The organism is uncultured Winogradskyella sp., from assembly GCF_937958655.1.
In the GTDB taxonomy this organism is placed as follows: Bacteria; Bacteroidota; Bacteroidia; order Flavobacteriales; family Flavobacteriaceae; genus Winogradskyella.
This window is the reverse complement of record NZ_CALGNH010000045.1, coordinates 14,126-40,358: the sequence shown is the minus strand read 5'-3', so window position 1 is coordinate 40,358 and position 26,233 is coordinate 14,126. Positions and strand designations below refer to the sequence as shown.

14 protein-coding genes are annotated in these 26,233 nt (G+C 34.2%); 12 read left to right on the top strand and 2 right to left on the bottom strand.

All coding sequences use genetic code 11. The features are described from left to right. The first annotated feature begins 202 nt into the window (after positions 1 to 202). The 8 genes from Q0800_RS09445 to Q0800_RS09410 all read left to right on the top strand — a co-directional run bounded on the left by Q0800_RS09445 (position 203) and on the right by Q0800_RS09410 (position 9,947). A complete protein-coding gene (locus Q0800_RS09445) occupies positions 203 to 2,308 on the top strand; it encodes a bifunctional aldolase/short-chain dehydrogenase (RefSeq protein WP_299129124.1) in 2,106 nt (701 codons plus the stop codon). A gap of 96 nt (positions 2,309 to 2,404) precedes the next feature. Further along, on the top strand, positions 2,405 to 3,685 hold the full coding sequence (locus tag Q0800_RS09440) for a sugar isomerase (protein ID WP_299129123.1): 1,281 nt from the start codon (positions 2,405 to 2,407) through the stop codon (positions 3,683 to 3,685). 9 nt (positions 3,686 to 3,694) lie between these two features. Continuing rightward, positions 3,695 to 5,065: an FGGY family carbohydrate kinase gene (locus tag Q0800_RS09435; protein ID WP_299129121.1), complete on the top strand. Its 1,371-nt coding sequence runs from the start codon at positions 3,695 to 3,697 to the stop codon at positions 5,063 to 5,065. Positions 5,066 to 5,131: 66 nt separating this feature from the next. Further along, the gene (locus tag Q0800_RS09430) at positions 5,132 to 6,280 is read left to right on the top strand and encodes an alpha-hydroxy acid oxidase (protein WP_299129120.1); all 1,149 of its coding nucleotides are present in this window, start codon (positions 5,132 to 5,134) and stop codon (positions 6,278 to 6,280) included. Between the two features lie 36 nt (positions 6,281 to 6,316). Next, entirely contained in the window at positions 6,317 to 7,723 is a 1,407-nt protein-coding gene (locus Q0800_RS09425) for a hypothetical protein (protein ID WP_299129119.1), read from the top strand. 105 nt (positions 7,724 to 7,828) lie between these two features. Continuing rightward, positions 7,829 to 8,959 carry a formylglycine-generating enzyme family protein gene (locus tag Q0800_RS09420; RefSeq protein ID WP_299129118.1) on the top strand — a complete coding sequence of 377 codons (1,131 nt, stop codon included), beginning with the start codon at positions 7,829 to 7,831 and terminating at the stop codon, positions 8,957 to 8,959. Between the two features lie 248 nt (positions 8,960 to 9,207). Further along, positions 9,208 to 9,672 carry a hypothetical protein gene (locus Q0800_RS09415; RefSeq protein ID WP_299129117.1) on the top strand — a complete coding sequence of 155 codons (465 nt, stop codon included), beginning with the start codon at positions 9,208 to 9,210 and terminating at the stop codon, positions 9,670 to 9,672. After that, positions 9,666 to 9,947, top strand: coding sequence for a hypothetical protein (locus tag Q0800_RS09410; RefSeq protein ID WP_299129116.1), 282 nt, complete (start codon positions 9,666 to 9,668; stop codon positions 9,945 to 9,947). Before Q0800_RS09415 ends, Q0800_RS09410 begins: the two co-directional genes overlap by 7 nt. 140 nt (positions 9,948 to 10,087) lie before the next feature. Here Q0800_RS09410 and Q0800_RS09405 read toward each other — a convergent pair whose 3' ends face one another. Next, the gene (locus Q0800_RS09405) at positions 10,088 to 12,730 is read right to left on the bottom strand and encodes a glycoside hydrolase family 3 C-terminal domain-containing protein (protein ID WP_299129114.1); all 2,643 of its coding nucleotides are present in this window, start codon (positions 12,728 to 12,730) and stop codon (positions 10,088 to 10,090) included. A 23-nt stretch (positions 12,731 to 12,753) separates the two neighbouring features. Then, the gene (locus Q0800_RS09400; RefSeq protein ID WP_299129113.1) at positions 12,754 to 13,641 is read right to left on the bottom strand and encodes a hypothetical protein; all 888 of its coding nucleotides are present in this window, start codon (positions 13,639 to 13,641) and stop codon (positions 12,754 to 12,756) included. A 240-nt stretch (positions 13,642 to 13,881) separates the two neighbouring features. Between Q0800_RS09400 and Q0800_RS09395 the strand changes: the two genes are divergently transcribed. From Q0800_RS09395 to Q0800_RS09380, 4 genes are all read left to right on the top strand, one after another. Then, positions 13,882 to 17,934: a hybrid sensor histidine kinase/response regulator transcription factor gene (locus Q0800_RS09395; RefSeq protein ID WP_299129112.1), complete on the top strand. Its 4,053-nt coding sequence runs from the start codon at positions 13,882 to 13,884 to the stop codon at positions 17,932 to 17,934. Positions 17,935 to 18,165: 231 nt separating this feature from the next. Next, complete coding sequence (locus Q0800_RS09390) at positions 18,166 to 21,222, top strand: TonB-dependent receptor (protein ID WP_299129111.1); 3,057 nt, start codon at positions 18,166 to 18,168, stop codon at positions 21,220 to 21,222. A 19-nt stretch (positions 21,223 to 21,241) separates the two neighbouring features. Next, complete coding sequence (locus Q0800_RS09385) at positions 21,242 to 22,786, top strand: RagB/SusD family nutrient uptake outer membrane protein (protein ID WP_299129110.1); 1,545 nt, start codon at positions 21,242 to 21,244, stop codon at positions 22,784 to 22,786. A gap of 114 nt (positions 22,787 to 22,900) precedes the next feature. After that, positions 22,901 to 26,218 carry an FG-GAP-like repeat-containing protein gene (locus tag Q0800_RS09380; protein ID WP_299129108.1) on the top strand — a complete coding sequence of 1,106 codons (3,318 nt, stop codon included), beginning with the start codon at positions 22,901 to 22,903 and terminating at the stop codon, positions 26,216 to 26,218. Positions 26,219 to 26,233: the final 15 nt, after the last annotated feature.

Genomic DNA, 26,233 nt, shown 5'->3' with positions numbered 1-26,233 from the left:
ACTAGGTGTCATTAGATGATGAGATTAGTGTAAGCTTAAAACGAATTATTTAATGAAAAGCGGTTCTTAATTTAGTGAAAAATGAATCTGTATTAAAAATTACATCATTTTAAAATTAATCGTTTACAATACGGTACAGTACAGGATACAAAAGTTTTTAATCACATCTATATTTGATTAAGAATTTATTTTAACACTATTTATGAAGACAATAACAAAGGAATTTAAATACGTAGATTATTTGTGGGATGATGAAAAAGCAGCTGCACTTGGCGATAACCAAGTTGAGTTATTTTTATACCGCTCTAATATATTAGGTGCAGATCTAAGAATAACAAACTACGGCGGAGGAAATACAAGCTGCAGGACTATAGAAAAAGATCCTTTAACTAACGAGGATGTCGAAGTAATGTGGATAAAAGGTTCTGGTGGAGATATAGGAACTTTAAACCGAAGTGGAATAGCAGGAATCTATACTAAACGACTACGTGATTTAAAAAAGGTTTATGGAGGTTTAGAGGATGAAGATCGTATGGTTGGTTTATTTAACCACTGTATATTTGATTTAAATAGTAAAGCACCATCAATTGATACACCGTTACATGGCTTATTGCCATTTGCACACATAGATCATTTACATCCAGATGCTTTAATTGCAGTTGCAGCGGCTAAGGATAGTGAACAAGTAACCAAAGAAATTTGGGGAGACACAATGGGTTGGGTGCCATGGCAACGTCCTGGTTTTGATTTAGGTCTTCAGATTGAAAAATGTTTAGCAGATAATCCAGGTATTAGAGGTATCGTTTTAGGATCTCATGGTTTATTTACTTGGGGAGATACTTCTTATGAGTGCTATATGAATAGTTTAGAAGTTATTGAAATGGCTTCTGAATTTATTGAGAAAAAGATAAAAGAAAAAGGTAGTGTATTTGGTGGGCAAAAAATCGAAAGTTTACCAAAGGCTGAACGTCGAGAAAAAGCAGCACAAATTATGCCTTTATTAAGAGGACTCTGTTCTTCTGAAAATAGAATGATTGGTCACTTCTCTGATACAGATGTGGTCATGGAATATATTAATAGCAATGATCTGGAAAGATTAGCACCTATGGGTACGTCTTGCCCAGATCATTTTTTAAGAACTAAAATTCAACCTTTAGTATTAACATTAGATAAAAATGAAGATCTGTCAGATGCAGATGCTATTTTTAAGAAGCTAGAGCCAGCTTTCGAGGCTTACAGGCAAGAATATGCAGATTACTATAATACCTGTAAAAAGGATAATAGTCCTGCGATGCGTGATGCAAACCCAGTTATTATAATTTATCCAGGTGTTGGGATGTTTAGTTTTGCTAAAAACAAACAAACAACGCGAGTAGCAAACGAGTTTTATATCAATGCTATTAATGTAATGCGAGGCGCAGAAGCTATAACCGAATATACATCATTACCAAGACAAGAAGCTTTTGATATTGAATATTGGTTATTAGAAGAAGCAAAATTACAACGTATGCCAAAAGAGCAACCACTATCTAGAAAGGTAGCGTTTGTTACTGGTGCTGGTGGTGGTATCGGAAAAGCAATTGCAGATAAATTAGCTGCCGAAGGTGCCAATGTTGTTTTAACAGATATTAATGAAGAAAGTCTTATCACAGCAAATGCAACCTATAAAAGAGATGTATCGACCTATGCCGTTTGCGATGTCACTAGCACAGAGTCCATAGCCAATGCTTATAAAAAAGCGTGTGTAGAATTTGGAGGTGTAGATATTGTGGTACATAGTGCAGGACTAGCAATATCAAAACCATTATTAGAAACAACAGATAAGGATTGGAACATCTTACAAAGTATACTCGTTAAAGGGCAGTTTGACTTAGCTAAACAATTCTCTGCCATTACACGCAAGCAAGGTCTTGGAGGAGATTACATTGCTATTGCAAGTAAAAATGGCTTAGTTGCTGGTCCTAATAACGTTGCTTATGGCACTGCAAAAGCAGCACAGCAACACATGGTACGTTTATTGGCAGCAGAGGTAGCAAAAGATAAAGTTAGAGTAAATACAGTAAACCCGGATGGTGTTATTGTTGGAAGTAAAATATGGGAAGGCGCTTGGGCCGAAGGACGTGCTAAGGCTAATGGAATTACAGTTGATGAGTTACCAGCATTTTATGCAAAGCGTAATTTATTAAATGAGATTATTACGCCAAACGATATAGCTAACGGAGTATTCTCATTCGTAGGATTACTCGATAAATCTACAGGAAACATTTTGAATGTTGATGGCGGAATGGCCAATGCCTTTGTAAGATAAATAAATATTTTTTTTAGTTTAGTTAGAGAAAGCCTACTCCCATAAACGCTTTAAAAGTTTATGGGAGTAACTTTCTAATTTAGTAAAAATACACACATGACAATAAATAAAGACCACATTCAAGATTCAAATAAAAGTAAGAATCAAGAACATTCAGAAAACTTTGATTTTTTAGCAAATAAATTAACAAAACAGGGTAAAGATGTATCCGATATTGTTTCAAAGTTATCTCAATTTCAGGTTGCTATCCCAAGTTGGGCATTAGGAGCAGGTGGTACACGTTTTGGTCGTTTTTCGTTTTACGGAGAACCATCAAACCTTGAGCAAAAGATAGAAGATGTGGGTATATTACATAGTCTAACGCAAACAGCAGGAGCCGTTTCACTGCATATTCCTTGGGATATCCCTTCAGATTATAAAGCCATCAAAGAAAAAGCAGATGCTTTACATATAAAATTCGATGCTGTAAATTCGAATACATTTCAAGATCAAAAGGACGCTACCGAAAGTTATAAGTACGGCTCATTAAGTAATACGAGTAAAGCCGTAAGAGATCAAGCGATACAGCATAATCTCGATGTTATTAAAATTGGAGATAAATTAGGGTCTAAAGCCTTAACCGTTTGGTTGGCAGATGGCTCGAGTTTTCCAGGACAGAATAACTTTCAAACCGCGTTTCAAAATACACAAGACAGTTTAATAGATATTTATAAAGGCTTACCAGAAGATTGGAAACTCTTAGTAGAGTACAAACCTTACGAGCCTAATTTTTACAGTACTGTAATCCAAGATTGGGGAGCATCCTTAATGTTAGCTAATGGTTGTGGTGATAAAGCATATACGCTAGTAGATTTAGGACATCATTTACCCAATAGTAACATAGAGCAAATTGTTTCTATTTTACAGTTAAAAGGTAAATTAGGAGGATTCCATTTTAATGACAGTAAATATGGAGACGACGATTTAACTGTTGGTAGCATAAAACCATATGCCTTATTCTTAATTTTTAATGAACTGGTTTATGGGATGCAAAACAATCCTCAAAATCCAGACTTAGCTTGGATGATTGATGCGAGTCATAACATAAAAGATCCATTAGAAGATTTAATACAGTCCTTAGAAGCCATACAAGAAGCCTATGCTAAGGCCTTATTAATAGACCAAACCGCCTTAAGAACTGCTCAATTAGAAAATGATGTAGTAAAGTGCCAAGAAATTCTTCAAGGAGCTTACAGAACAGATGTAAGATCATTATTAGAGAAAGCACGTTTAAAAACAGGTGGAGCCATAAGTCCTATAGATGCTTACAGAAGCCTAGGATTAAGAGCGCAACTTATTAAAGAAAGAGGTAAAAATACGGTAGCTACAGGACTATAAACTATTTAAATGATGCAAAAAGTTACTGCCGTTTTTGATATTGGTAAAACCAATAAAAAGTTTTTTCTGTTTGATAAAGACTTTAAAGAAGTTCATAAAGAATACATCACATTTAACGAAATTGTTGATGAAGACGGTCATCCTACGGAGAATCTTCCAGCATTGCAAAAGTGGTTAAAAAGTGTTTTTGATCGTATTTTAAAGGCTAAAGAGTTTCATGTAAAAGCAATTAATTTTTCAACTTACGGAGCAAGTTTAGTGCACTTAGATGAAAATGGGGAACCATTAACACCACTTTATAACTACACAAAGCCCTTACCAGGTGAGATAGTAACATCTTTTTTTGAAACTTATGGTCCAAAAGAAGAATTTCTAAAAACAACAGGTTGTGGAGACTTAAGTATGTTAAATTCTGGCTTGCAACTCTATTGGTTAAAAAAAGATAAGCCAGAACTATTTAAAAAAATTAAATATGCCTTGCACCTACCGCAATACCTAAGTTATGTTTTTACAGGTATTCCTTTAAGCGAATATACAAGTATAGGGTGCCACACCGCACTATGGGATTATAGCAAAAAAGATTATCACTCTTGGGTGTATAAAGAAGGTTTTGATCGTATTTTGCCACCAATAGTATCAACAGAAACAAGTATTAATATGAATTACAACGGTAATCGTATTAAAATTGGTGTTGGTATACACGATAGTTCTGCGGCATTATTACCTTATGTAAGAAGTATTAAAAAGAAATTCGTTTTAGTATCTACTGGGACGTGGAGTATTGTATTTAATCCTTTTACAGACCAGGCTACAGCGACTACAGATACAGGAGATAGCTTAAATTATATGCGTATTAATGGTAAACCTGTTAAAGCCACACGCATGTTTTTGGGTAACGAATATAAACTGCAAGTGGCTAAATTAGATGCGCTTTTTGGTGTTGAAGACGATTATCACCGAAAGGTTAAATTTGATTATGATACTTATTTCGAAATTATGCAAGACTTTCAGCACTGTTTTAAGTGGGAAAGTATAGTCGATAAGGATATGCCAAGTAAAACACGCATGTCTTACGATAAGTACGAGCATGCTTACCATCATTTAATGATAGAGCTTGTATTGCTTCAAATAAAAACAATAAGAGACGCTCTAGGTACAGACGATATTGCTAAAATATATGTAGATGGTGGTTTTAGTAACAACGATATTTATATTAAGTTGCTATCACATCATTTTAGAGATAAAAAGTTAAGTACTACAGATGCCTCATTAGGTTCTGCTTTGGGTGCTGCAATATCAATTTCAGATAATAAGCTTAACTCCAAGTTTTTAAAGAAGAATTATGCCTTAAAAAAGCATGTGCCTTTTATAGTAAGTTAGTGATTTAAAAATAATAATTTGCAAACACTCAATAGCGAAGTTTAAGAAAATAAAATTAAAAGCATTATGGCTTTAAAGTTTGATACAAGATACCCATCAATAGATGATTTACGTAAGAGAGCACAACAGAAGATACCGAAATTTGCTTTTGAATATCTAGATGGAGGCTGTAATGAAGACGTAAATTTAATTAGAAATACGGCCGAAATCAGAGATGTACAACTTAAGCCTAATTACCTAAGAAAACATCACGGGTCGTCATTAAAAACTAAACTTTTTGGTATTGAATATGATGCGCCTTTTGGTATATCGCCAGTTGGACTTCAAGGTCTTATGTGGCCAAATTCGCCAGAAATTTTGGCTAAGGCCGCTTTTAAACACAACATTCCGTTTATACTCAGTACAGTAACAACAACAAGTATTGAACGTGCCAGTGAGTTAACTGAGGGTAAAGCTTGGTTTCAACTCTATCATCCAACAGAAAATAGCTTGCGAGATGATATAATAAAACGTGCCGAAGCTGCGGAATGTCCTGTTTTGGTTATTTTATGCGATGTACCAACATTCGGGTTTAGACCAAGAGATATAAGAAACGGTTTGGCAATGCCACCAAAAATGAATATATCTAATATTTTACAAGCGTTCGGAAGACCACATTGGAGTTTACAAACCTTAAAACACGGTATTCCAAACTTTGAAGTTTTAAAACCTTACATGCCAAAGGATTTAGATTTAAAGCAGTTAGGTAAATTTATGGACCAAACGTTTAGCGGACGTTTAGACGAAGAAAAAATTAAGCCTATCCGCGATATTTGGAAAGGCAAATTGGTATTAAAAGGTGTAGCTTCAGAGTATGATACCGAAGAAGCTATTAGATTAGGATTAGATGGTATTATCGTATCTAATCATGGTGGTCGTCAATTAGATGCAGGGCAATCTACAATTAAGCCATTGTCTACCATTGCAGAAAAATACGGAGACCAAATAGAGGTGATGATGGATAGTGGTATACGCTCTGGTCCAGATATAGCTAGGACTATGGCTAGTGGCGCTAAATTTACATTTATGGGACGTTCATTTATGTACGGAGTATCTGCTTTAGGTAATAAAGGTGGAGACCATACCATTTCATTACTAAAAACAGAATTACAGCAGGTGATGGAGCAATTATGTTGTGAGAAAACAACAGATTTTCCTGATCATTTAATTAAGTAATCTATATTTAACAAAAACTAACTAAACTAACTAAATATGAGTGATACATCAGTAGAAATAGAAGACGTTGGAAGTGGTGAATTTGAAAGAACACCAGTACCACATTCCAAACTTAAAGGATGGAAAAGCTTTTTAGGAATGTATGCTGGAGAGCATGCTGCTGGAACTGAATTTATGATTGGCCCACTCTTTTTAACCGCTGGTGTGAGTGCTTTTGATCTCATAATAGGTCTATTGTTAGGAAATTTATTAGCTGTTTTAAGTTGGAGATTTCTCACTGCTGAAATCGCTGTAAAAAATAGATTGACACTTTATTTTCAATTAGAAAAAATTTGTGGAAAGAAATTAGTAACTGGTTATAACCTTGCTAATGGTATCTTATTTTGCTTTTTAGCAGGTTCTATGATTACCGTTTCTGCTACAGCTGTTGGTATACCGTTTGATATGCCAATGCCAAAATTAACAGATACCATGCCCAATGGTTTAACTTGGGTTATAATTGTTATTTTAATTGGTGCGGTAATATCTATAATTGCAGCAAGAGGATACGATACAGTAACCAAAGCTGCCAACTGGATGTCACCAATTATAGTTATAGCTTTCCTAGCTTGTGGTATTGTGGCACTTAATCAATTAGGTGTTTCTAGTTTTTCTGATTTTTGGAATATTTGGGGTGAAGGTTCAGAGCCATTTCCTGGACAAATAAAATTTACTTTTTGGCATGTTGTTATATGGTCTTGGTTTGCTAATGGTGCTATGCATATTGGTATGTCAGACTTATCAGTATTTAGATTTGCTAAAAAAGCAAAAGCTGGTTGGACAACTGCTGCAGGTATGTATGTTGGCCATTATATGGCATGGATAGCTGCAGCATTATTATATGCAGTCTATTTAAAATCACCAGAAGCACAAGCCTTTTTAAGTAATGGAGATGCACCACCTGTAGCACCAGGTCCTTTAGCGAATAATGCTATAGGTATTTTTGGAATCATAGCAGTAGTCCTTGCAGGTTGGACAACAGCAAACCCAACAATATATAGAGCAGGATTAGCATTTCAAGCCATTTTACCAAAATTATCTACAGCAAAGGTTACTATTTTAGCTGGAGCAATTGCTACCATAGCAGGATTGTTTCCTGCCTTTGCAATGAAATTATTAGGTTTTGTTGCACTTTACGGTTTTATTTTAGCACCATTTGGAGCCGTAATCGTATTTGAACACTTTTTTCATAAAAAGGCAGGTCTTATAAAAAACTATGCAGATAGTGCCAATATCTCTTTTAACAAGGCTGTGTTCTTTGCTTGGGCTATTAGCTTTGGGCTGTTTTATTTTATTTCTGTTCAGTTTGATGTGTTTTTATCTTTTGTAACGCTCCCTGCATGGTTGTTATGTGGTATATTATTTTTGGTCTTCAGTAAATTTATACAGAAGAAGAATTCTTAAGGTTTTACCTTATAAGGCACAAATATTTTATACGATTTTCATAATTAAAAGTTGAAATATACTAGTTTTGATTGCTAATTAAGACTCTAGTTGAGATTACCAAGGATGAAAACTATTAAACACCTAATTGTAATTACTATTTGTGTACTTACCGCTTTTAGCTGTAAAGATGCAACTAAAAAGAATTCTAAAGGCCATATAGAGGAAGTAGGGCCTACAAATAATAAAACGGTAATACCAAAAAACGTACTCGATAGTCTCATTAATAATCCGCCTAAGGGTTTGGTGTGGATTCCTCAGGGAACATTTTTACAAGGTGCAGTGCCACAGGATAAAATGGCAATGCAGCACGAAAAACCTCAGCATAAGGTAACTGTTGATGGCTTTTTTATGGATATAACTGAAATCACCAATGCACAATTTTCAGAATTTGTAAACGAAACAGGCTATGTAACTGTTGCCGAACACAAAATAGATTGGGAAGAGATGAAAGTTCAATTACCAGAAGGTACTCCCAAACCTCACGATTCCATTATGCAACCTGGCTCACTTGTTTTTAAGAAATCAAAAACTTCGATTTCTAATCTTTATGATGTTTCACAATGGTGGAAATGGCAGATTGGAGCCAATTGGAAACATCCAAATGGACCAGAGTCTAGCATAGAAGGTAAAGATAATTACCCTGTAGTTCATATAACATATAAAGATGCTCAAGCCTATTGCAAATGGGCAAAAAAACGTTTACCAACTGAAGCGGAATGGGAGTATGCTGCTAGAGGCGGAAAGGCTAATACTATCTTTTATTGGGGAGATGCACCAGCTGTTTTATCTCAAAAAGCCAATAGTTGGGAAGGGGAATTTCCTGTAAAAAATACCTTAGAAGATGGGTTTGAAAGTACAGCACCTGTAAAATCGTATCCGCCAAACGGATTTGGTTTATTTGATATGGCAGGTAATGTTTGGGAATTAACAGCAGACCTGTACAATATAAATTATTACAATCACTTGGCAACTAAGGATAAGATCTCAATGAATCCTAAAGGCGCAAATAAAGCTTACAATCCCAACAATCCGTACATTAAAGAACGTGTAATAAAAGGCGGTTCTTTTTTATGTAGCGATTCCTATTGCGCCAGTTATAGAGCCTCAGCAAGGATGGGTAATACGACTGACTCCTCTGCCGAACATATTGGTTTTAGAACTGTAGTTACACCTAAAATGTTGTTGGGAGATTAATACTTATTTAATACGCTCGTCGTAAACCTTTGGTGTTATATGTTACCAACGTATAAATGCAAGGCCATGTTATGAATCATTGCTTTATATTTTTCTATTAAAATTTAACTCATTCTTTTCATTGAGATTACCATTAAATAACTGCAACTGTTAGCTACCTAACATTTTAATCATTGTAGGGTCTCTAAATGTGTTCTTAAAATATTATCTTAAATAATTAAAGATGATAAAAATAATAATTTTAGGGTATGATGGCAGTTAGTTTGTTTGCTGTTTCCTGCAGTAATGATGATGATGGCGTAGAGCTATCTATTGTTCCAAAAGCAGGTGAACTAACAGGTGGTCCGTTTACAATTTGTATTGATGGTACACCAGATATGGTTAGAGGAATCGTATTAAATAATCCGAATGTAATTGGTGCTAATCGTACATATGTAATTACTGATGATTTAGGGAATATTTTAGGTTTGCCACCAACATTAGATACCGATCAAGGAGTTAATTTTAGGGATGCATCATCTGGTGTATGTCTAATATGGTATTTACGGTATGAAAATGGCTTAGAAGGTTTAGAATTTGGATTAAATACTAATGATTTATCAGGAAATTGTGTTTTTTCTAATCCAGTAGCAGTAAATAGAAATCAACCAAAAGCAGGTGAGTTAACAGGAGGAGTATTTAATTTTACTATTGACGAACCCCAGATATGGTAAGCGGAATAGCTTTAAACAATCTTAACGCTTCAGGCACTAATAGAACTTACATTATTACAGATGATCAAGGTGGTATATTAGGCTTACCACCAACATTAGATGCTGTGCAAGGAGTTAATTTTGAAGATGCAAGACCTGGTGTATGTCTAATATGGTACTTACGATATGAAGATAGTTTACAAGGTTTAGAGATGGGTACGACCATGGATAATCTAGATGATTGTTTCGGTTTTTCTAACGCTATAAAAGTGACTAAAACTAAAAATAATTATTAAAGCAAATTTACCGCTATAAATGCGATAGATTAAATTGAGTTTTTAAGGCTACCGAATAGGTAGCCTTTTTTAATTTTTTAATGCAAAGCGAGCGTGGCTCTTTAATTATTTACCTGAAGAAATAAAATTAATTTAGAGTCTTATAAAACAGATATTGTTTTTAAAATAACAGAACCCTCTTTAACACTTTTTTCAGAAGATTGTCCGCCTCCAATAGATATTTTATAGTCGCCTGGTAGGATTACTTTTTTACCATTTTTATTTACAACGCTTAGTTGCTCGCTGTTAATTTCGAATTTTAAAGATTTCTTTTCTCCTTTTTTAAATGGTACACGGTCAAATGCAACAAGGGATTTGTGAGGGTTAAATTCATCAACATTGTCATTGTAAACATAAACCTGTACCACATCATCTCCATTATAGTCTCCTGTATTTTCTACATCTACTTCAATCAAAAATGTTTTATCTTTTACCGAAATATTTTTTGGTACTTTAAAGTTGGAATATTTAAATGAAGTAAAACTTAATCCGTATCCAAATTCGTATAATGGGTCTCCTTTAAAATAACGATAGGTTTTACCTTTCATACTGTAATCCTTAAACGGAGGTATATCATTAATATTTTTATAGAACGTAACAGGAAGTCTTCCTGCAGGATTATAATCACCAAAAATAACATCTGCAATAGCAGTGCCACCAGCTTGCCCAGGATACCAAGCCTCTAAAACAGCAGGTACGTTTTCGTTTTCCCAGTTAATGGATAATGCACTACCATTTAATAACACTAAAACAGTTGGTTTGCCTAATGCAGTAATTTTTTTAATTAAATCTGATTGTATTTTTGGTAACTTAGTATTTAAACGATCACCACCAGCAAAACCATCAACTTTAACCTTCATTTCTTCACCTTCAAGAAGCGGGCTAATACCCATACACATAATAACAACATCAGATTTTTTTGCAATAGCTAGTGCTTCTGCTTCTAGATTATTTGTTGGTCGTCCCCATAAAAGGCGCATGATTGAATGCTCTGTATTATCTTGGGTACATTCAAAACGGATTTTATATGTTTTTCCTGCAATTAGTTTTACGTCTTCATAGGTTTTATTAGGATGATGATCATCGGTTCTATCAATCAACAATTTGTCATTTAAATATAACTTTACAGAAGAGAAAGCTTCAGCTCCAAGTGCATAACTTCTGGTTTCATCAACAACGAGTGTTCCCGTCCAACGTACGGCATATTTATCATACGCTAAATCATCAAAAGGTGGATCGGTTCTCCACGTAAAATCTACAGTTTTATCAATTCTTGTATGCTTTGGTTGGCCTTTAAATTCTGTATTATCAAAATACTCCGCATTAAGCCCATTTACTGTTTTGCTATCATCTGTAAATAAGACTGAATTAGGTATTGCAGTAAAAATAGGTAATCGTTCTGCTAGACTGCTACCTATGGCATACTTTACCTCTTTATTTGGTAATTTTTGCCTAATCCCATCTAAGGGTGATACGGGTTCTGATGGATAACCATTATAATTACCTAAAAGCACTTCTAAATCATCAGCGTTAGAACCAATAACAGCAACTTTTTGTATGTTATCTTTATTTAATGGTAATGTGTTGTTGCTATTTTTTAATAACACCATTGATTTTCGAGCAGTTTCTAATGCTGCTAATTTGTGTTTTTCTGAATCAACAACATCGTATGGGATGTTTTCAAATTTAACATCACCTTCTGGTGCAAATAGACCTAATTTTAATCTCGCAACAATAAGTCGTTCTAAGGAAACATCTAGTTCTTTTTCAGTAATTAAACCATCGTTGACTGCTGCAACAAGAGCAGGGTAAGAGTCTCCACAGTTTAAATCTGTACCAGCCTTTACAGCCATTGCAGAGGCTTCTTTTGCATCTGCGCTAATCTCATGGGCACCTTCATCATAAAAATCTCTTATTGCCCAGCAATCGGAAACAATATACCCTTTAAAACCCCAATCATCTCTTAGTAAATTAGAGAGTTCAGAATTACCACAACATGGCTCACCATTATAACTGTTGTAAGCACACATTATAGAATATACATCTGCTTTTTTAACTACTTTTTCAAAATGAGGACTGTAGGTGTTTAAAAAGTCTTGCGTACTTGGCACGGCATTAAAACTATGGCGATCAATTTCTGGGCCACTATGTACAGCAAAATGCTTTGCTGTTGCTACTAATTTTAAATAATTAGGATCATCACCTTGTAAACCTTTAATAAATGGTACAGCTAACTCACCTGTGAGGAAAGGATCTTCTCCATAAGTTTCCATACCGCGTCCCCATCTAGGGTCTCTAAAAATATTAATATTTGGAGTCCAATAGGTTAGTCCCTGATAAATACCTCTTTTACCTCTTGATGCAAATTCGTGATGTTTTGCACGGGCTTCGTCAGATATGATGTTAGCAATCTTACCCATTTGCCCTTTGTCAAAAGTAGCAGCAAGACCAATGGCTTGAGGGAAAACAGTAGCTTTACCTGCTCTACCAACACCATGAAGACATTCATTCCACCAATTATATTCCGGAATATTTAATCGCTCTATAGCAGGCGATTCATAATTCATTTGAGACACTTTTTCTTCGAGTGTCATTTGTGCAACAAGAGCTTTTGCACTTGCTTCAAAATTAGGTGAAGCTTTTGCATTATCAGTAGTTGCTCTATCTGAAGATTTGTTGTTACAAGCCGTTAAAAGGCACAACAAAGCTATTGGCAAAAGCCAAGTACGTTTAAATAAAACCATTATTTATAGAGATTTAATAAAAATTATGGACAAACACCAACGTCATCTAAATAGAAAGTACCAGCCACATCGTCACCTGGGCTAATAAACATTTGGAATCTAATGTATTGTCCTGTCGGAACAAATGATGTGCCATCAGGAATACCTAATGCTGAGCTTCCCGTAAAACCTGCTATTGCGTTAGCAAAATCAAAACGCATTTCTTCCCAACCTGTGCCACCATGTTCAAGCGTTACTTCTGCTTCACGTTCAGTTTCGTTGTTTGGGTCTTGTTGTACAGTTAATCTTATTGGAAGTGGAACGTCAGACCAAAATTTAAGACGTACTACTTTATCTTCGGCTGCAAAATCTATAGGTGCAGTACATTGTACTCCAAAACCATCAAAATTACCGCCACCGTCTTGTGTAATTTCAAAAACGTTAGATACTTCAGGGTTTGCACCAGAGGGATCAGGATTTGCAACGACTTGAACGTCAACTCCATTAAAACCAAATGAAAATGCTGGATTATTTCCATTATCCCACGATACAGGTGCATTAAAAATAGGTTCGCAAGGGTCCGCTGGAGGAATAACTTCAAATTGTTCTTCGGTAACTTTACCGTTTGCAGCAATAGCTCTTATAGTGGCAAAAAAGTTTTCATCTGCCTCTGGATAAGTAAAATTTACTTCTTGTTGAATGCCCACTAAAATTGGGAGATCTCCTGGTATTCCAGAAAGCACTTCAAAGGCTGTGGCGCCAATTGCCGTGGGATTAAAATTTACTAAAAAAGGAGGTTCCATGTTATCGAACGTAATATTAGCCTGAACGTCCGTTGGTGCTGGGCCTTCTATTAACACAGCATCAAATTGTGATTCTCGATTACATGAAACAATAAAAATGAGCATTAGAGCTACTAAATAAGATCGCATATCAATATGATTTTTTTAAATTTACACAGCAATATAACTTTTTACTTGCTTCAATGCGATTAAGAGAGGATTTTATCTTGTTTTTTGCAACATTTGAGGTTTAAAATGCGACAAAATTTATTTTATTTACCCTAAAATGTTCTTTATTTAACCTCTATGCAACATTATATAACATCTTTTTTTCGCTTCAAGAAATTCACAGGCACCTTACTGCTTCTATACGCGCTTAGTTTGGGTAAATTGAGTGCTCAGACGCAGGTAGATTATACATCTTTAGAATTTAATTCTGTAGAGAATAATATTTTTCAGCGCCCAATTACCGCCTTAGTTTTAGATAAATACGGATTTATTTGGATTGGTACGGAGGGAGCAGGATTATACAGGTTTAATGGAAAGTCGTATTCTTACTACAGGCACGATCTTGAAAATTTAAATAGTATCAATAGTAATTCAATAAGTGCTTTGTTTTTAGATAAATCTGGGAAGCTTTGGGTGGGTACGGATGCAGGGTTGTGTTTTTATGACGAAAATCAAAATTCATTTAAAAGATTTGAAGCATATAATGGTGAAAATTTAAATAATAACTATGAAGGTGTATTATGTTTTTCCCAATATGAAGATGAGATACTTGTAGGGACTTATGATGGTATAAAAAAGTTGGATCTTGAGAATTGTAAGTTATTGGATTATGGATTTTCTGGTCAAACCATTTCTGATTTAAAATTTACAACCAAAGGTAATCTTTATGTAGCTACAACAGATGGTCTTAAATTAGAGCGCTATTATGAAAAAGGTCAAATTGAGCATATATCACTACAAAACAGTAACTCAGTTGAGCAAATAACACGTTTAGAATTAGATAAGCAAGAAAATTTATGGGTTGGTACGCTAAAGAGCGGAACATTTAAAGGTGATTTAAAAAATGCACGTACAAAATTTTCTAAATTAAATATTGGTGAAAGTGCTACAATGGCTATTATAAGCAACGTTAATAGCGTTTTTGTAGCTCTAGAAAATGAAGGTCTTTTTATTTTTAATGCGGCTGGTGAGCTTATACAGTATTATAGATATAATGCTAAAAACACCAAGGGTATAGGATCAGATTCTATATGGTCTATGTTGCTAGATGAAGAGGATCGGCTTTGGTTAGGTTATTATGAGAATGGATTGGGGTTTTTTGATCAAAATCATAGTAAATTTAAATCCATACAAAGAGAAGATTTTAAAAACAGTATTCTAACAAATGATATAAAAGCTTTTGCTAAAACTAATGACGAATTATGGATTGCCCAGATAAATGCTATTGACATTTTAGATACGAATACTCATAAGGTTACAAACGTATTTGGAGCATTAAATTCTAAATATAAAGGGCTTAATAAAGACTTATATATAGAAAACATATTTATTGACAGTAAAGGCAACACGTGGGTAGCAACCTGGGGACAGGGTATATTTTTGTTAAAAAAAGGAACAAAGACATTTTTAAATTTTAATAAAAATAATACCCAAGGCGTTCTTAAAACTAATAAAGTACAATGCTTTACAGAAGATCTTAACGGAAACGTATGGATAGGCTCTTTTTTAGAAGGTGTTTATTATTATGATAGCGCTGATGGTAAAATAAAAATACCAACGGATATACGTTATACAAATTCAGAAATTATAAATAAAGATGTTAAAGTTATTTATTATGACAGCTCTGGTTATTTGTGGGTTGGGACATCTTCTGGGCTATATCATATAGATAATCCTAAAGTTAATCAATTTAATGTTATAGCGCATAGTGAGGGGCTTTTATCTAAATTCTCCGATCATCCAAGTTCTAGTAGAATATTAGAAATATACGAAACTCAAGACGGAACCATTTGGTGTGGTACTAATGGTGGTGGTTTGTTTACTTACAAAAGAGGTGAAGAAAGCTTTGAGCGGTTTGAGTTAGCAGACTATGACTTATCTTTCGTTAATGCCATATTTGAACCTGTAAAGGATCAACTTTGGTTAAGTAGTAAGCAAGGTATTTTAAAAATTGATCGTAATTTAAAACAGGTAATTCAGTTTACTAAATACGACGGATTGTTAGAAAATTTCTTAATTGATCGTGCCATGATCAAAGACAATAATAACGTCCTTTACCTTGGTACTAAGAGTGGTGTAAATACAATTGAACCTCAAAATATTAAGTCTAATCCTTACTTAGCTAAGCCCTATCTTAAAGATGTAAGAATATTTAATAAAAAGTTAAATCATAAGGATAAAGACAGCCTTTTTAGTTATGACAGAGATTTGGGTGTTATTACACTGCAACACGATCAAACAGTGCTCACCATAGATTATGAAGCTATAAGCTACACACGACCAGAAAAGAATCAATACGCCTATTTTTTAGACGGATTTGATGAAAACTGGAACTATGTAGGCTCAAAAACAAGCGCTACATATACAAATTTAGAATCTGGTAATTACAGATTTAAGCTAAAAGTATCTAATAACGATAATTTATGGAATGAAGCCTCTACAATTTTGAAGATTAATGTTTTACCACCATGGTGGAAGACTATATGGGCCTATTTATTATATATGCTCTTATTAGTTTTAGCCATTTATGCCGTTATGTTCTATTATAAAAAGCGTATTAGTGAGAGAAACACTTACCGTTTAGAACGAGAACGGAGAAAACAAAAAGTCGAACTCCAGCAGCAAAAGCTTCAATTTTTTACAAATATTTCGCATGAGTTTCGGACTCCGCTGACGCTGATCATTAATCCCATAAAAGATTTAATAGAATTAGATGACGGTCGTTTTTCTAAATCAGTAAGCCAGAAATATCAAATTATTCATAAAAATGCAGAGCGTCTATCTCGATTGATTAACGAACTTATGGATTTTAGAAAATTACAATCTAATAAACTGCAACTTAAATTAAGTGAATTTAATGTAGTTAACAATGTTAAGAACATACTTAGTTTTTTTAATGAAGAATCAAATCGAAGATCTATACAATTAGACTTAAAATACGAAGATGTTAATCTAGAAATTTGGGCAGATAACGGTTTGTTAGGTAAAATTTTATTTAATCTCTTATCTAATGCTTTTAAAGTAACACCTAATAAAGGGCGTATACTTGTTAAAATTTATGCTAATAAAAGTAGAATACTGCCTCTAGTAGATAAGAACAATGCGGTACCTGTAATAGAAATAAGTGTAAAGGATAATGGTCCAGGTATAGATCAAAAAGATTATAAAAAAATATTTGAGCGGTTTTATCAAATCAGTGAACTAAATAAATCCTACTACGGGAGCACAGGTGTTGGTTTAGAGATGGTGCAAAGTTTTGTTAAACTCCATAAAGGTATAGTAGAGGTAGATAGTGAACTTGGTAAAGGGTCGGTATTTAAAATCTTTTTACCACGCGATAAAAAATATTTAGAGGATTTAGATTCTTCATTTAGTAAAAATAATGAAGAATTATTAAGTAAGTCGCAATTAGAAAATCAAATCAACCCATATAAAATAGAAGATTTACTATCAAAAAAGCAAATTAAAAAGAAGTTGCTTATAGTAGAGGATAATGTGGATCTTCAAGATTACCTCATTTCTATACTAGAGCAAGATTATGATTTAGTCATTGCCAATGATGGACAAGAAGGCTGGTTTAAAGCCATAGAACATCGTCCAGATATTATTATAACAGATGTAATAATGCCTGTTATGGACGGTTTAGACTTCAGTAAAAAAGTGAAATCAGATCCAAATCTAAGTCAAATACCAATCGTTATGCTTACGGCTAAAGATCTAACCAAAGACAGAATAAAAGGATTAGAGTCAGGTGCAGAAGCATACCTTGTAAAGCCTTTTGACACTAAGGAGCTTAAAGTTATTTTAGAGCAACTACTCCTAAAAAAGACGCGCATGTTTAAGCATACCAATACCAATGTAATACAAGAGGAAAAGGATAATGCGGATGGCGTAAACTTGGATAATGATTTTATTCAACGTGTAATGAGTTATATACAAGATAATATAGAAAACACAGCGTTAAATGTTGAAACACTATCCTCTCATCTTTGTCTGAGCCGTAGCCAAGTTTACAGAAAAATAAAAAACCTAACAGGATTATCGCCTGTTGCATTTATTAGAAGAATAAGGTTAGAGCGATCTAAAACAATGTTTGAAAACAACAAAAATTTAAATGTTAGCGAGGTGGCTCATAAAGTAGGGTTTTTATCGGCGTCTTACTTTACAGTATGTTACAAAAAGCAATTTGGTGAATTACCAAAACGGAAAAAGTAAATTAAATAGCTTTAAAGCATTTGATAAAAAAAGAATCCTTTTGCAAAATGTTAAAACTCTAAGTAAACATTAAGCTTTTTATTAAATGCAACATATGACACAATTATTGCATCAAATATATTATGCTTAAATTGTATTGAAATTTAACTTGCACGTCAATTAATAGTTAAGTGGAGACATTATGGTCATCCAATTTTTAAAGCTAACAAATTCTAAAACTAATTTTAAGAAATGAATTTAAAAAAATTAATCATTGTTTTTCTATTGATCTTTGCAAACAAGGCAATAGGGCAATCAGTTACTGGTATGGTAACTACGGATGACGGACCATTACCGGGAGCATCGGTAATTATTAAGGGTACTAGTAAAGGAAGTGTTACAGATTTTCAAGGAAAGTATACTATTGAAAAAGTGACCAATGGAGACGTTATCGTATTTTCTTATGTAGGATTTAAAACAAGGGAAGTTGTTTACTCAGGCCAAAGCGAAATTAATGTCTCGCTTCTTGAGGATACCTTGGGTTTAGATGAAGTAGTCATTGTAACGTACGGTAAGCCAAAAAACACATCTGTAGCTGTTGTAAGTGCTGAAGATTTAAGCGAATTCCCTACAGCAGATCTTGGGCAGGCACTGCAAGGAAGAGCAGCTGGTGTTAATATTACCAATGGCGGAACACCAGGATCACAAACATTAATACAAATACGTGGTGTTAATACCTTTGGAGATGGTACTCCACTTTACGTTGTAGATGGTGTATTTACAAATAGTATTAATAGTTTAGACTTAGGAAGTGTTGAAAAAGTAGATATATTAAAAGATGCTGCATCTTTGGCCGTATACGGATCTAGAGGTACTAATGGTGTAGTATTAATTACGACAAAAAAAGGTAGAGCAGGTAAAGTTTCGTTTAATTTACAAGCCACTACAGGGATTCAAGAATTTAATAGAAGATACGATCTGTTAAACACAGAGCAATATATTCAGTTTCTTAGAGAGGTCAATGCATTAGCAGGTCAAAATGGTGGGCCAGATTTCCCTATAGAGCGTGTTAATGACAATCCACTTTTTGATGGCAATGGTATAGATACAGATTGGCAAGATGCTTATTTTAGACAAGCACCAATGTACAATATTAGCTTTAACGTTAATGGTGGTACTGAAAAAGCAAAATACAACCTTGGCTTATCTAGATTAGTACAAGATGGTGTATTTATAGAAACTGGTTTTGAACGAACCACGGTGAATTTAAGTACAGATGCTAAAGTAACAGATTGGTTAGCTATAGGACAAACAATGTCTTTAGGTTTTAGTGAAACTGTATTCCCGGAATTTGAAGGGGGTAGAGATCCTTTTCAGAATATTATAGGACAAGCTCCTTATGTGCCAATAAGAGAAAATGGACTTTTCGGAGGAACAGGCTCTGGTGATCTTAATGATTCTCGTAATCAAATAAGAATTCAAGATAATCAAGATAATCTTACACGTTTTACATCTTTAATTGGTAGTGTATTTGCTAAATTTAAAATAACTGATGGATTAACCTTTAGATCTCAATTAGGTTTAGATACAAATTTAACACTTCGAGATATTCAAATTAGGTCTTTTGAAGAATCTGGAGGCCGTTTTGAGAATCCTATAAATTTTATTAGAAAAGATAGACAAACGTTTGGGCAAACTATATTTACCAATACGCTTGCTTTTGATAAAACGTATGGCAAACATGCCATTAATGCTTCGGCATCTTTAGAACAAACAAAAATAAAATTAGAATCAGCTTCAATTTCAGATAACAATGAAGTGTCTTCGGCAATACCTGAAGCATTTTCACCTAATGCTAGAGCAACATCGTTTTCTGTGCCAGAAAACTTAAATTCTATTGTTTTTATTGGAGGTTACGAATACGATGATCGTTATTCATTTGGTGCCTCTGGTAGACGCGATACTTCTTCAAGGTTTTCACCAGAAAATGCAACAGATTGGTTTTTATCGGCATCTGCAGGATGGAATGTGTCTAACGAGTCCTTTTTTGATATAGAAGCCATTAACACACTCAAATTAAGAGCGAGTTATGGTGAAACAGGTAATAATAGAACAGGTAATCAGGTAAATTTATTTTTACCAACATTAGGGGTTAATACTCCAGTATCAATAGGCGATGAAACCGTACCAGGAATTACACCTAACAGGGCAGCGAATCCAAACATAAGGTGGGAAACCCAAATTAAGCAAAATTATGGGCTTAGTTTAGGATTGTTTTATGATAAAGTACAGTTTAGCGTAGATTATTATAGAAATGAAAGTAACGATTTGATTTTTGGTGAAGAAATTCAACCTTCTGCAGGTATACTTGGTAACAATTTAGGTGGAGTTGCAGTAATACGTAACGTAGGTGATGTATTGGTAGATGGTTTTGAATTTACTTTAGGTTACAATGATTATGAAGGTGATTTTAAATGGAACTTTTGGTCAAATTTAAGTACAGCAAGAAATGAAGTACAAGGATTAGGAAGTACAGGCGAGCCTATTGAATTAGCAAGGTTAAATCCACCTTTTGCTAATCCAATAAACAGATTGGCTGTTGGAGAGGCACCTTACCATTTCTTTGGTTTAGTAGCTGATGGTGTTTATTCTACGCAAGCACAGATAGATGCAGAATTACCTAACAACTCTCAAGCTGCGGTGCCAGTGCAACCTGGTGATGTAAGATATAGAGACCTTAATGAAGATGGTACTATAACTTTAGAGGATAGAGCTGTTATCGGAGATCCTAATCCAGATTTTACGTATGCTGTAAATCTTAGAGCAGAGTACAAAGGATGGGATTTTAATGTTCTATTTAATGGTGTGCAAGGAGTAGATGCCTTAAATAGTAATATCTATTATTTAGAAGGCTTAGATAACGGCCTTAATTATGGTACAAGAGTGTTACGCAGATGGCAAAACCCTGGGGATATTACAGATATTCCTAGATTTAGATTTGGTAATAATATAAATAATGAAATTTCTACTCGTTTTGTAGAAGATGCGTCGTATCTTAGATTAAGAAATGCAACTGTGGGTTACACGTTTCCTCAAAACATGATTAATAAATCTGGTAATGGATTTGTAAAGAAATTCAGAATCTACATACAGGGGCAAAATTTATTAACATTAACTAATTATACTGGTTTAGATCCTGAAATTGCGCCATTTTATAATGCGTCAGGATTGGTGGCAGGTTTAGGTATTGATAGAAGTGCACAACCTAGGCCAATAACCGTATTAAGTGGTATTCAAATAGAATTTTAATTGACATAAAATTATCGATATGAAAAAAAGTAGTAATAACGTTTTAAGGTACTTAGCATTGGTATGTATGATGTTAGTCGTAACATGTGATGAAGATGTACCTGTAGAAAACACGAATGAATTAAATCCAGAGATTTTCTTTGAATCTTTAGATCAGGTGGAAGCAGCGGTAAATGCGAGTTATAATCAATTTCAGACCTTATATCAACGTATCGGCTATGTGTTTCCAGATGCTATGTCAGACGAGGTAGTGTCTAGTGGAGATCCAAATTATGCTCCTTATAATCGCTTTGAATTTAATGCGACTTTAGATAACATAGCACAATATTGGACAGCTTGCTTTAATGGTATTGGTGCTTGTAACTTTGTAATTGGTAATGAGGAACGTATGAGAACTAATGCAGCCGCATCAAACTTTAATGAAGAGGATGTTGATAATGCACTGGGTCAAGCCTATTATTTAAGAGCCTTATATTTTTATCATTTGGTTAAACGTTTTGGAGGTGTTCCTTTAAACGTGGATTTAGCAACACAATTAGAGCCAAAGCCAAGAGCAACTGAAGATCAAGTATACGAGCAAATTATTGCGGATTTAGAATTATCAACACAATTAACTTGGGCTAAAGGAATAACAGATGTTGGTCGTGTAACACAAGAGGCTGCTTATGCTATGTTAGGAAAAGTATATTTACATAGAGAACTATATCCACAGGCTAAAACAGCTTTTGATAATGTTGTAAATCATAGTTTGTTGCCATTAGATCAATATAACGATAATTTTAGTGAGTCTGGTGAGCATAACGACGAGTCCATGTTCGAAATCGGGTATAACGGTGAAGTAGGGACAGAATCAGAACGATGGGCACAAACAGGTGTTGGTACTTCTGAAGTGACTTTTCATTCACAAGATTATACAGGTTGGGCCAATGCAAGACCGTCCACAAAAATTATTGAAGAGTTTGAGCAAGATGATCCTAGGTTAGATTCAGCCATACTTATTGATAGTGAAAATAGTTATGGACCAGGTAACGCATTTCAGTTTCCATGCCCAGGATGTGTAGGTGGACCTGTATGGTATAAATTTTCGCAATTATATGATGATGTAAATGTGTCAGAGAATAGTGGTGTTAATGTAAGGATTATGAGATATGCTGACGTTCTATTAATGAGAGCTGAAGTAGAGTTAAATTTAAATCCTAGTAATTTACAACCAGCTATAGATTTGTTAAATATGGTAAGAGATCGTGCTGAGATGCCAAATTACGGTACTGCAACCATGGATGCCCGAGGGTTTCCTGTGAATACGCCAGATCAGGTATTTAATGCCATAGTGCACGAGCGCTTGGTGGAACTCTGTGGAGAGCAACAACGTTTTGATGACCTTGTGCGCTGGAATTTAGACGATCAAGAGCTATCAGTTTTTCCAGATCAAAACTTTGATAATCCCGATTTACAGCTTACAAGAAATTTTGATCCGTCAGTACATCGTGTGATGCCTATACCGCAAATTGCGATTGATGCCAATCCTATGATAAGTGGTAGCGACCAAAATCCTGGATATTAAAATTAATAACAGTTGAGTTATCTTTAAATGAGCGAAAATTAGTTTTCGCTCATTTATTTTTAACATACGTCTTAATCGATATTTTTTATCTTTATAATAAAAACTTACAATGCAATGATTAGAAATATTTTAGGTATAACTGCTGTTTTAATGCTTTTTGGTTGTAGTAATGAAGTCCAACAAACAGAAGTTGTTAAGACGCATGAAGAAAAAATATTCTTTCAGTTAAAACCAGAAGATACTAATATAAATTTTGAAAATACCTTAGTAGAAAACGATACCTTAAATTACTTTACCTACCCATACATCTATATGGGCGGAGGTGTTTCAGCAGGCGATATTAACAACGATGGTTTAACGGATCTCTTTTTTACTGGTAATAGGGTAGAGAATAAACTGTACCTCAATAACGGAAATTTACAGTTTAAAGATATTACGATAGATTCTGGTATTAAAGGCGATAAGCGTTGGTATACTGGTACAGTCATGGCAGATGTTAATGGCGATGGGTTAATGGATATTTATTGTCTTGTTGCTGGCCAATCTGGCAATAAGAAAAATCAACTGTTTATTAATAAAGGCGATAATACATTTGAAGAACAAGCTGCCAGTTTTGGTTTAGACGATGAAGGTAACAGTGTAGATGCTACTTTTTTTGATTTTGATAATGATGGCGATTTAGATGTTTATGTCGCTAATTACCCAATTACACCATTTGAATATAATAGTTATAATTATAAGATGCGAATGGATAGAGTAACCGCTTTAGAAACCGATAATCTTTACCGAAACGATGGCAGTCGATTTACCAAAATAACTGAAGCTTCTGGAGTAAAATTATATAGTCTATCCTTAAGTGTAACCGCTTCAGATTTAAATGAAGATGGTTGGCCAGATCTTTATATTTCTAATGATTTTGGTACACCAGATTGTTTATATATCAATCAAAAAGACGGAACTTTTGAGAACGAAATTAAAAATGCGACCGCACATACCTCATTTTATGGTATGGGTGTAGATATAGCAGATTTTAATAACGATGGCCATTTTGATATTGTTCAAATGGATATGGATGCAGCATCCAACCGAAGGTCTAAGGCCAATATGGCTAGTATGAATCCTGAATTATTTAGTAATTTGGAGCGTGTAGGCTTTCATTACCAATTTATGCAAAATGCTTTGCAGCTTAATTCAGGGTATAACCATAAAGGTATCCCAAAATTTAAAGATATTTCGCGTCTTGCAGGTGTTTCTTCAACAGATTGGAGTTGGGCACCGTTATTAGCAGACTTTAATAATGATGGCTTTAAAGATTTATTTGTCTCAAACGGCACACGAAGAGAAATAAACAATAAAGACTATTTTAATAGCCTTAAGGGTGAAAAAAAACATAAAGATAGTCTGCTAAAAAAGAGTCTGAGAATACCTAGTGAAGCCATAGAAAATTATGTATTTAAAAATAATGGCGATTTAACCTTTACAAAAAGCAACAGTATATGGGGAGTTGAAGATAAAGGCTTTTCAAATGGTGCGGTTTATGTAGACTTAGATAACGACGGAGACTTAGAATTAGTGACTAATAATATTGATAGTAAAGTTTCAGTATTTAAAAATACCAGCTCAGAAACTAATAATTATATTACTGTAGATTTAAAAGGTACTGATAAAAACACGCATGGCTTAGGTTCTAAAGTACATATATACCATGGTAATATGCACCAATTACAAGAGTTAACGCTTAGTCGTGGTTTTCAGTCTTCTGTGGCGCCTCGTATTCATTTTGGTCTTGGTAAAGCTAATATTATAGATAGTTTGGTTGTTAAGTGGCCAAATGGTAATGTGCAAACATTAACCCAATTAAGCGTTAATACCAATTTGGTTTTAGAAGAGAAATTAGCTAAAGCCAAAGTGGTTAATAACAATGTAGCTGAGACTTTGTTTAGAAGTCTTAAAGATACCTTAGCCCTTTACAAGCATAAAGAAAATATTTACGATGATTTTAAAAACGAAATTCTTTTACCACATAAGACCTCACAGTTTGGTCCAGGACTCTCAGTGGGTGATTTAAATGGAGACGGGTTAGATGACTTTTATATTGGTGCTGCATCAAAATACCCTGGTGGTTTGTTTTATCAAAATTCTGATGGTTCTTTTGAGCAACAAAAATTCAAGATTTTATTACAAGATAGAAATCACGAAGATATTGGTTCTTTAATTTTTGATGCCGATAATGATGGTGATAATGACCTGTATATTGTTAGTGGCGGAAATGAGTTTAAAACCAATTCCCCATTTTTACAAGACCGATTATATATTAATGATGGTAAGGGTCAGTTAACAAAAAGCAAAAGCGCATTACCAAGGATGTTTGAAAGTGGCGGAAGAGTCTATGCTTGTGATTACGATAAAGATGGAGACCTAGATCTTTTTGTAGGCGGAAGACTCATTCCGGGCAATTACCCTTTCCCAGCTACAAGTTTTATTTTAGAAAACGTAAGTAAACCTGGTTTTCCTAAATTTCAGAATGTAACCAATAAATTGGTATCGGGTTTTAATAAACTTGGTATGGTGACTTCTGCCCAATGGTTAGATTATGATAACGATGGCTGGCAAGATTTAGCCGTTACAGGAGAGTGGATGGACGTTAGAGTATTTAAAAATAAAAATGGATCCTCATTTAAGGAAGTAACAGAAACTCTTGGTTTAAATGATACAACAGGTTGGTGGTTCAGTCTAAGCGCTAATGATATAGACAATGATGGAGATATAGATCTTATAGCAGGTAACTTAGGAGATAATTATAAGTATAAGGCAAACGGAAAAGAAACCTTTGATGTTTTTCTCAACGACTTTGATGGTAATAGAACCAACGATATTGTTTTAAGTTATTATAACGACGGTAAGCAATATCCGGTGAGAGGCAGAGAATGTTCATCGCAACAAATGCCTTCAATTAAGAAAAAATTTAAAAACTATGACGAATTTTCAACAGCAACTTTAATTGATGTTTATGATGAAAATAAACTAAACAGTAGTATTCATTACCAAGTGTCATCTTTTAAAAGTGCTATATTCTATAATGAAAATGGTAAATTTAAAAGATACGATTTACCAGAAATGGCACAAATAGCACCAACCAATCAAATCCTAGTATCTGATTTTGATAAGGATGGTATTAAAGATATTGTGCTTGGTGGTAATTTATTTGCCTCAGAAGTAGAAACACCACGCGCAGATGCTGGCCATGGATTGTTTTTAAAAGGAAACAAGGACACAACGTTTACTGCCTTAGGAGCAAAAGAAACAGGGCTTTTTATGGATGGTGATGTCAAAGATTTTGCGGAAATAACCGTTAAAGGTAAGCCCTACATATTAGTAGCAAATAATAGTGATTTTTTAAATTTTATAGCCTTAAACACAACCATTAAATAATAACGTTATAACAAA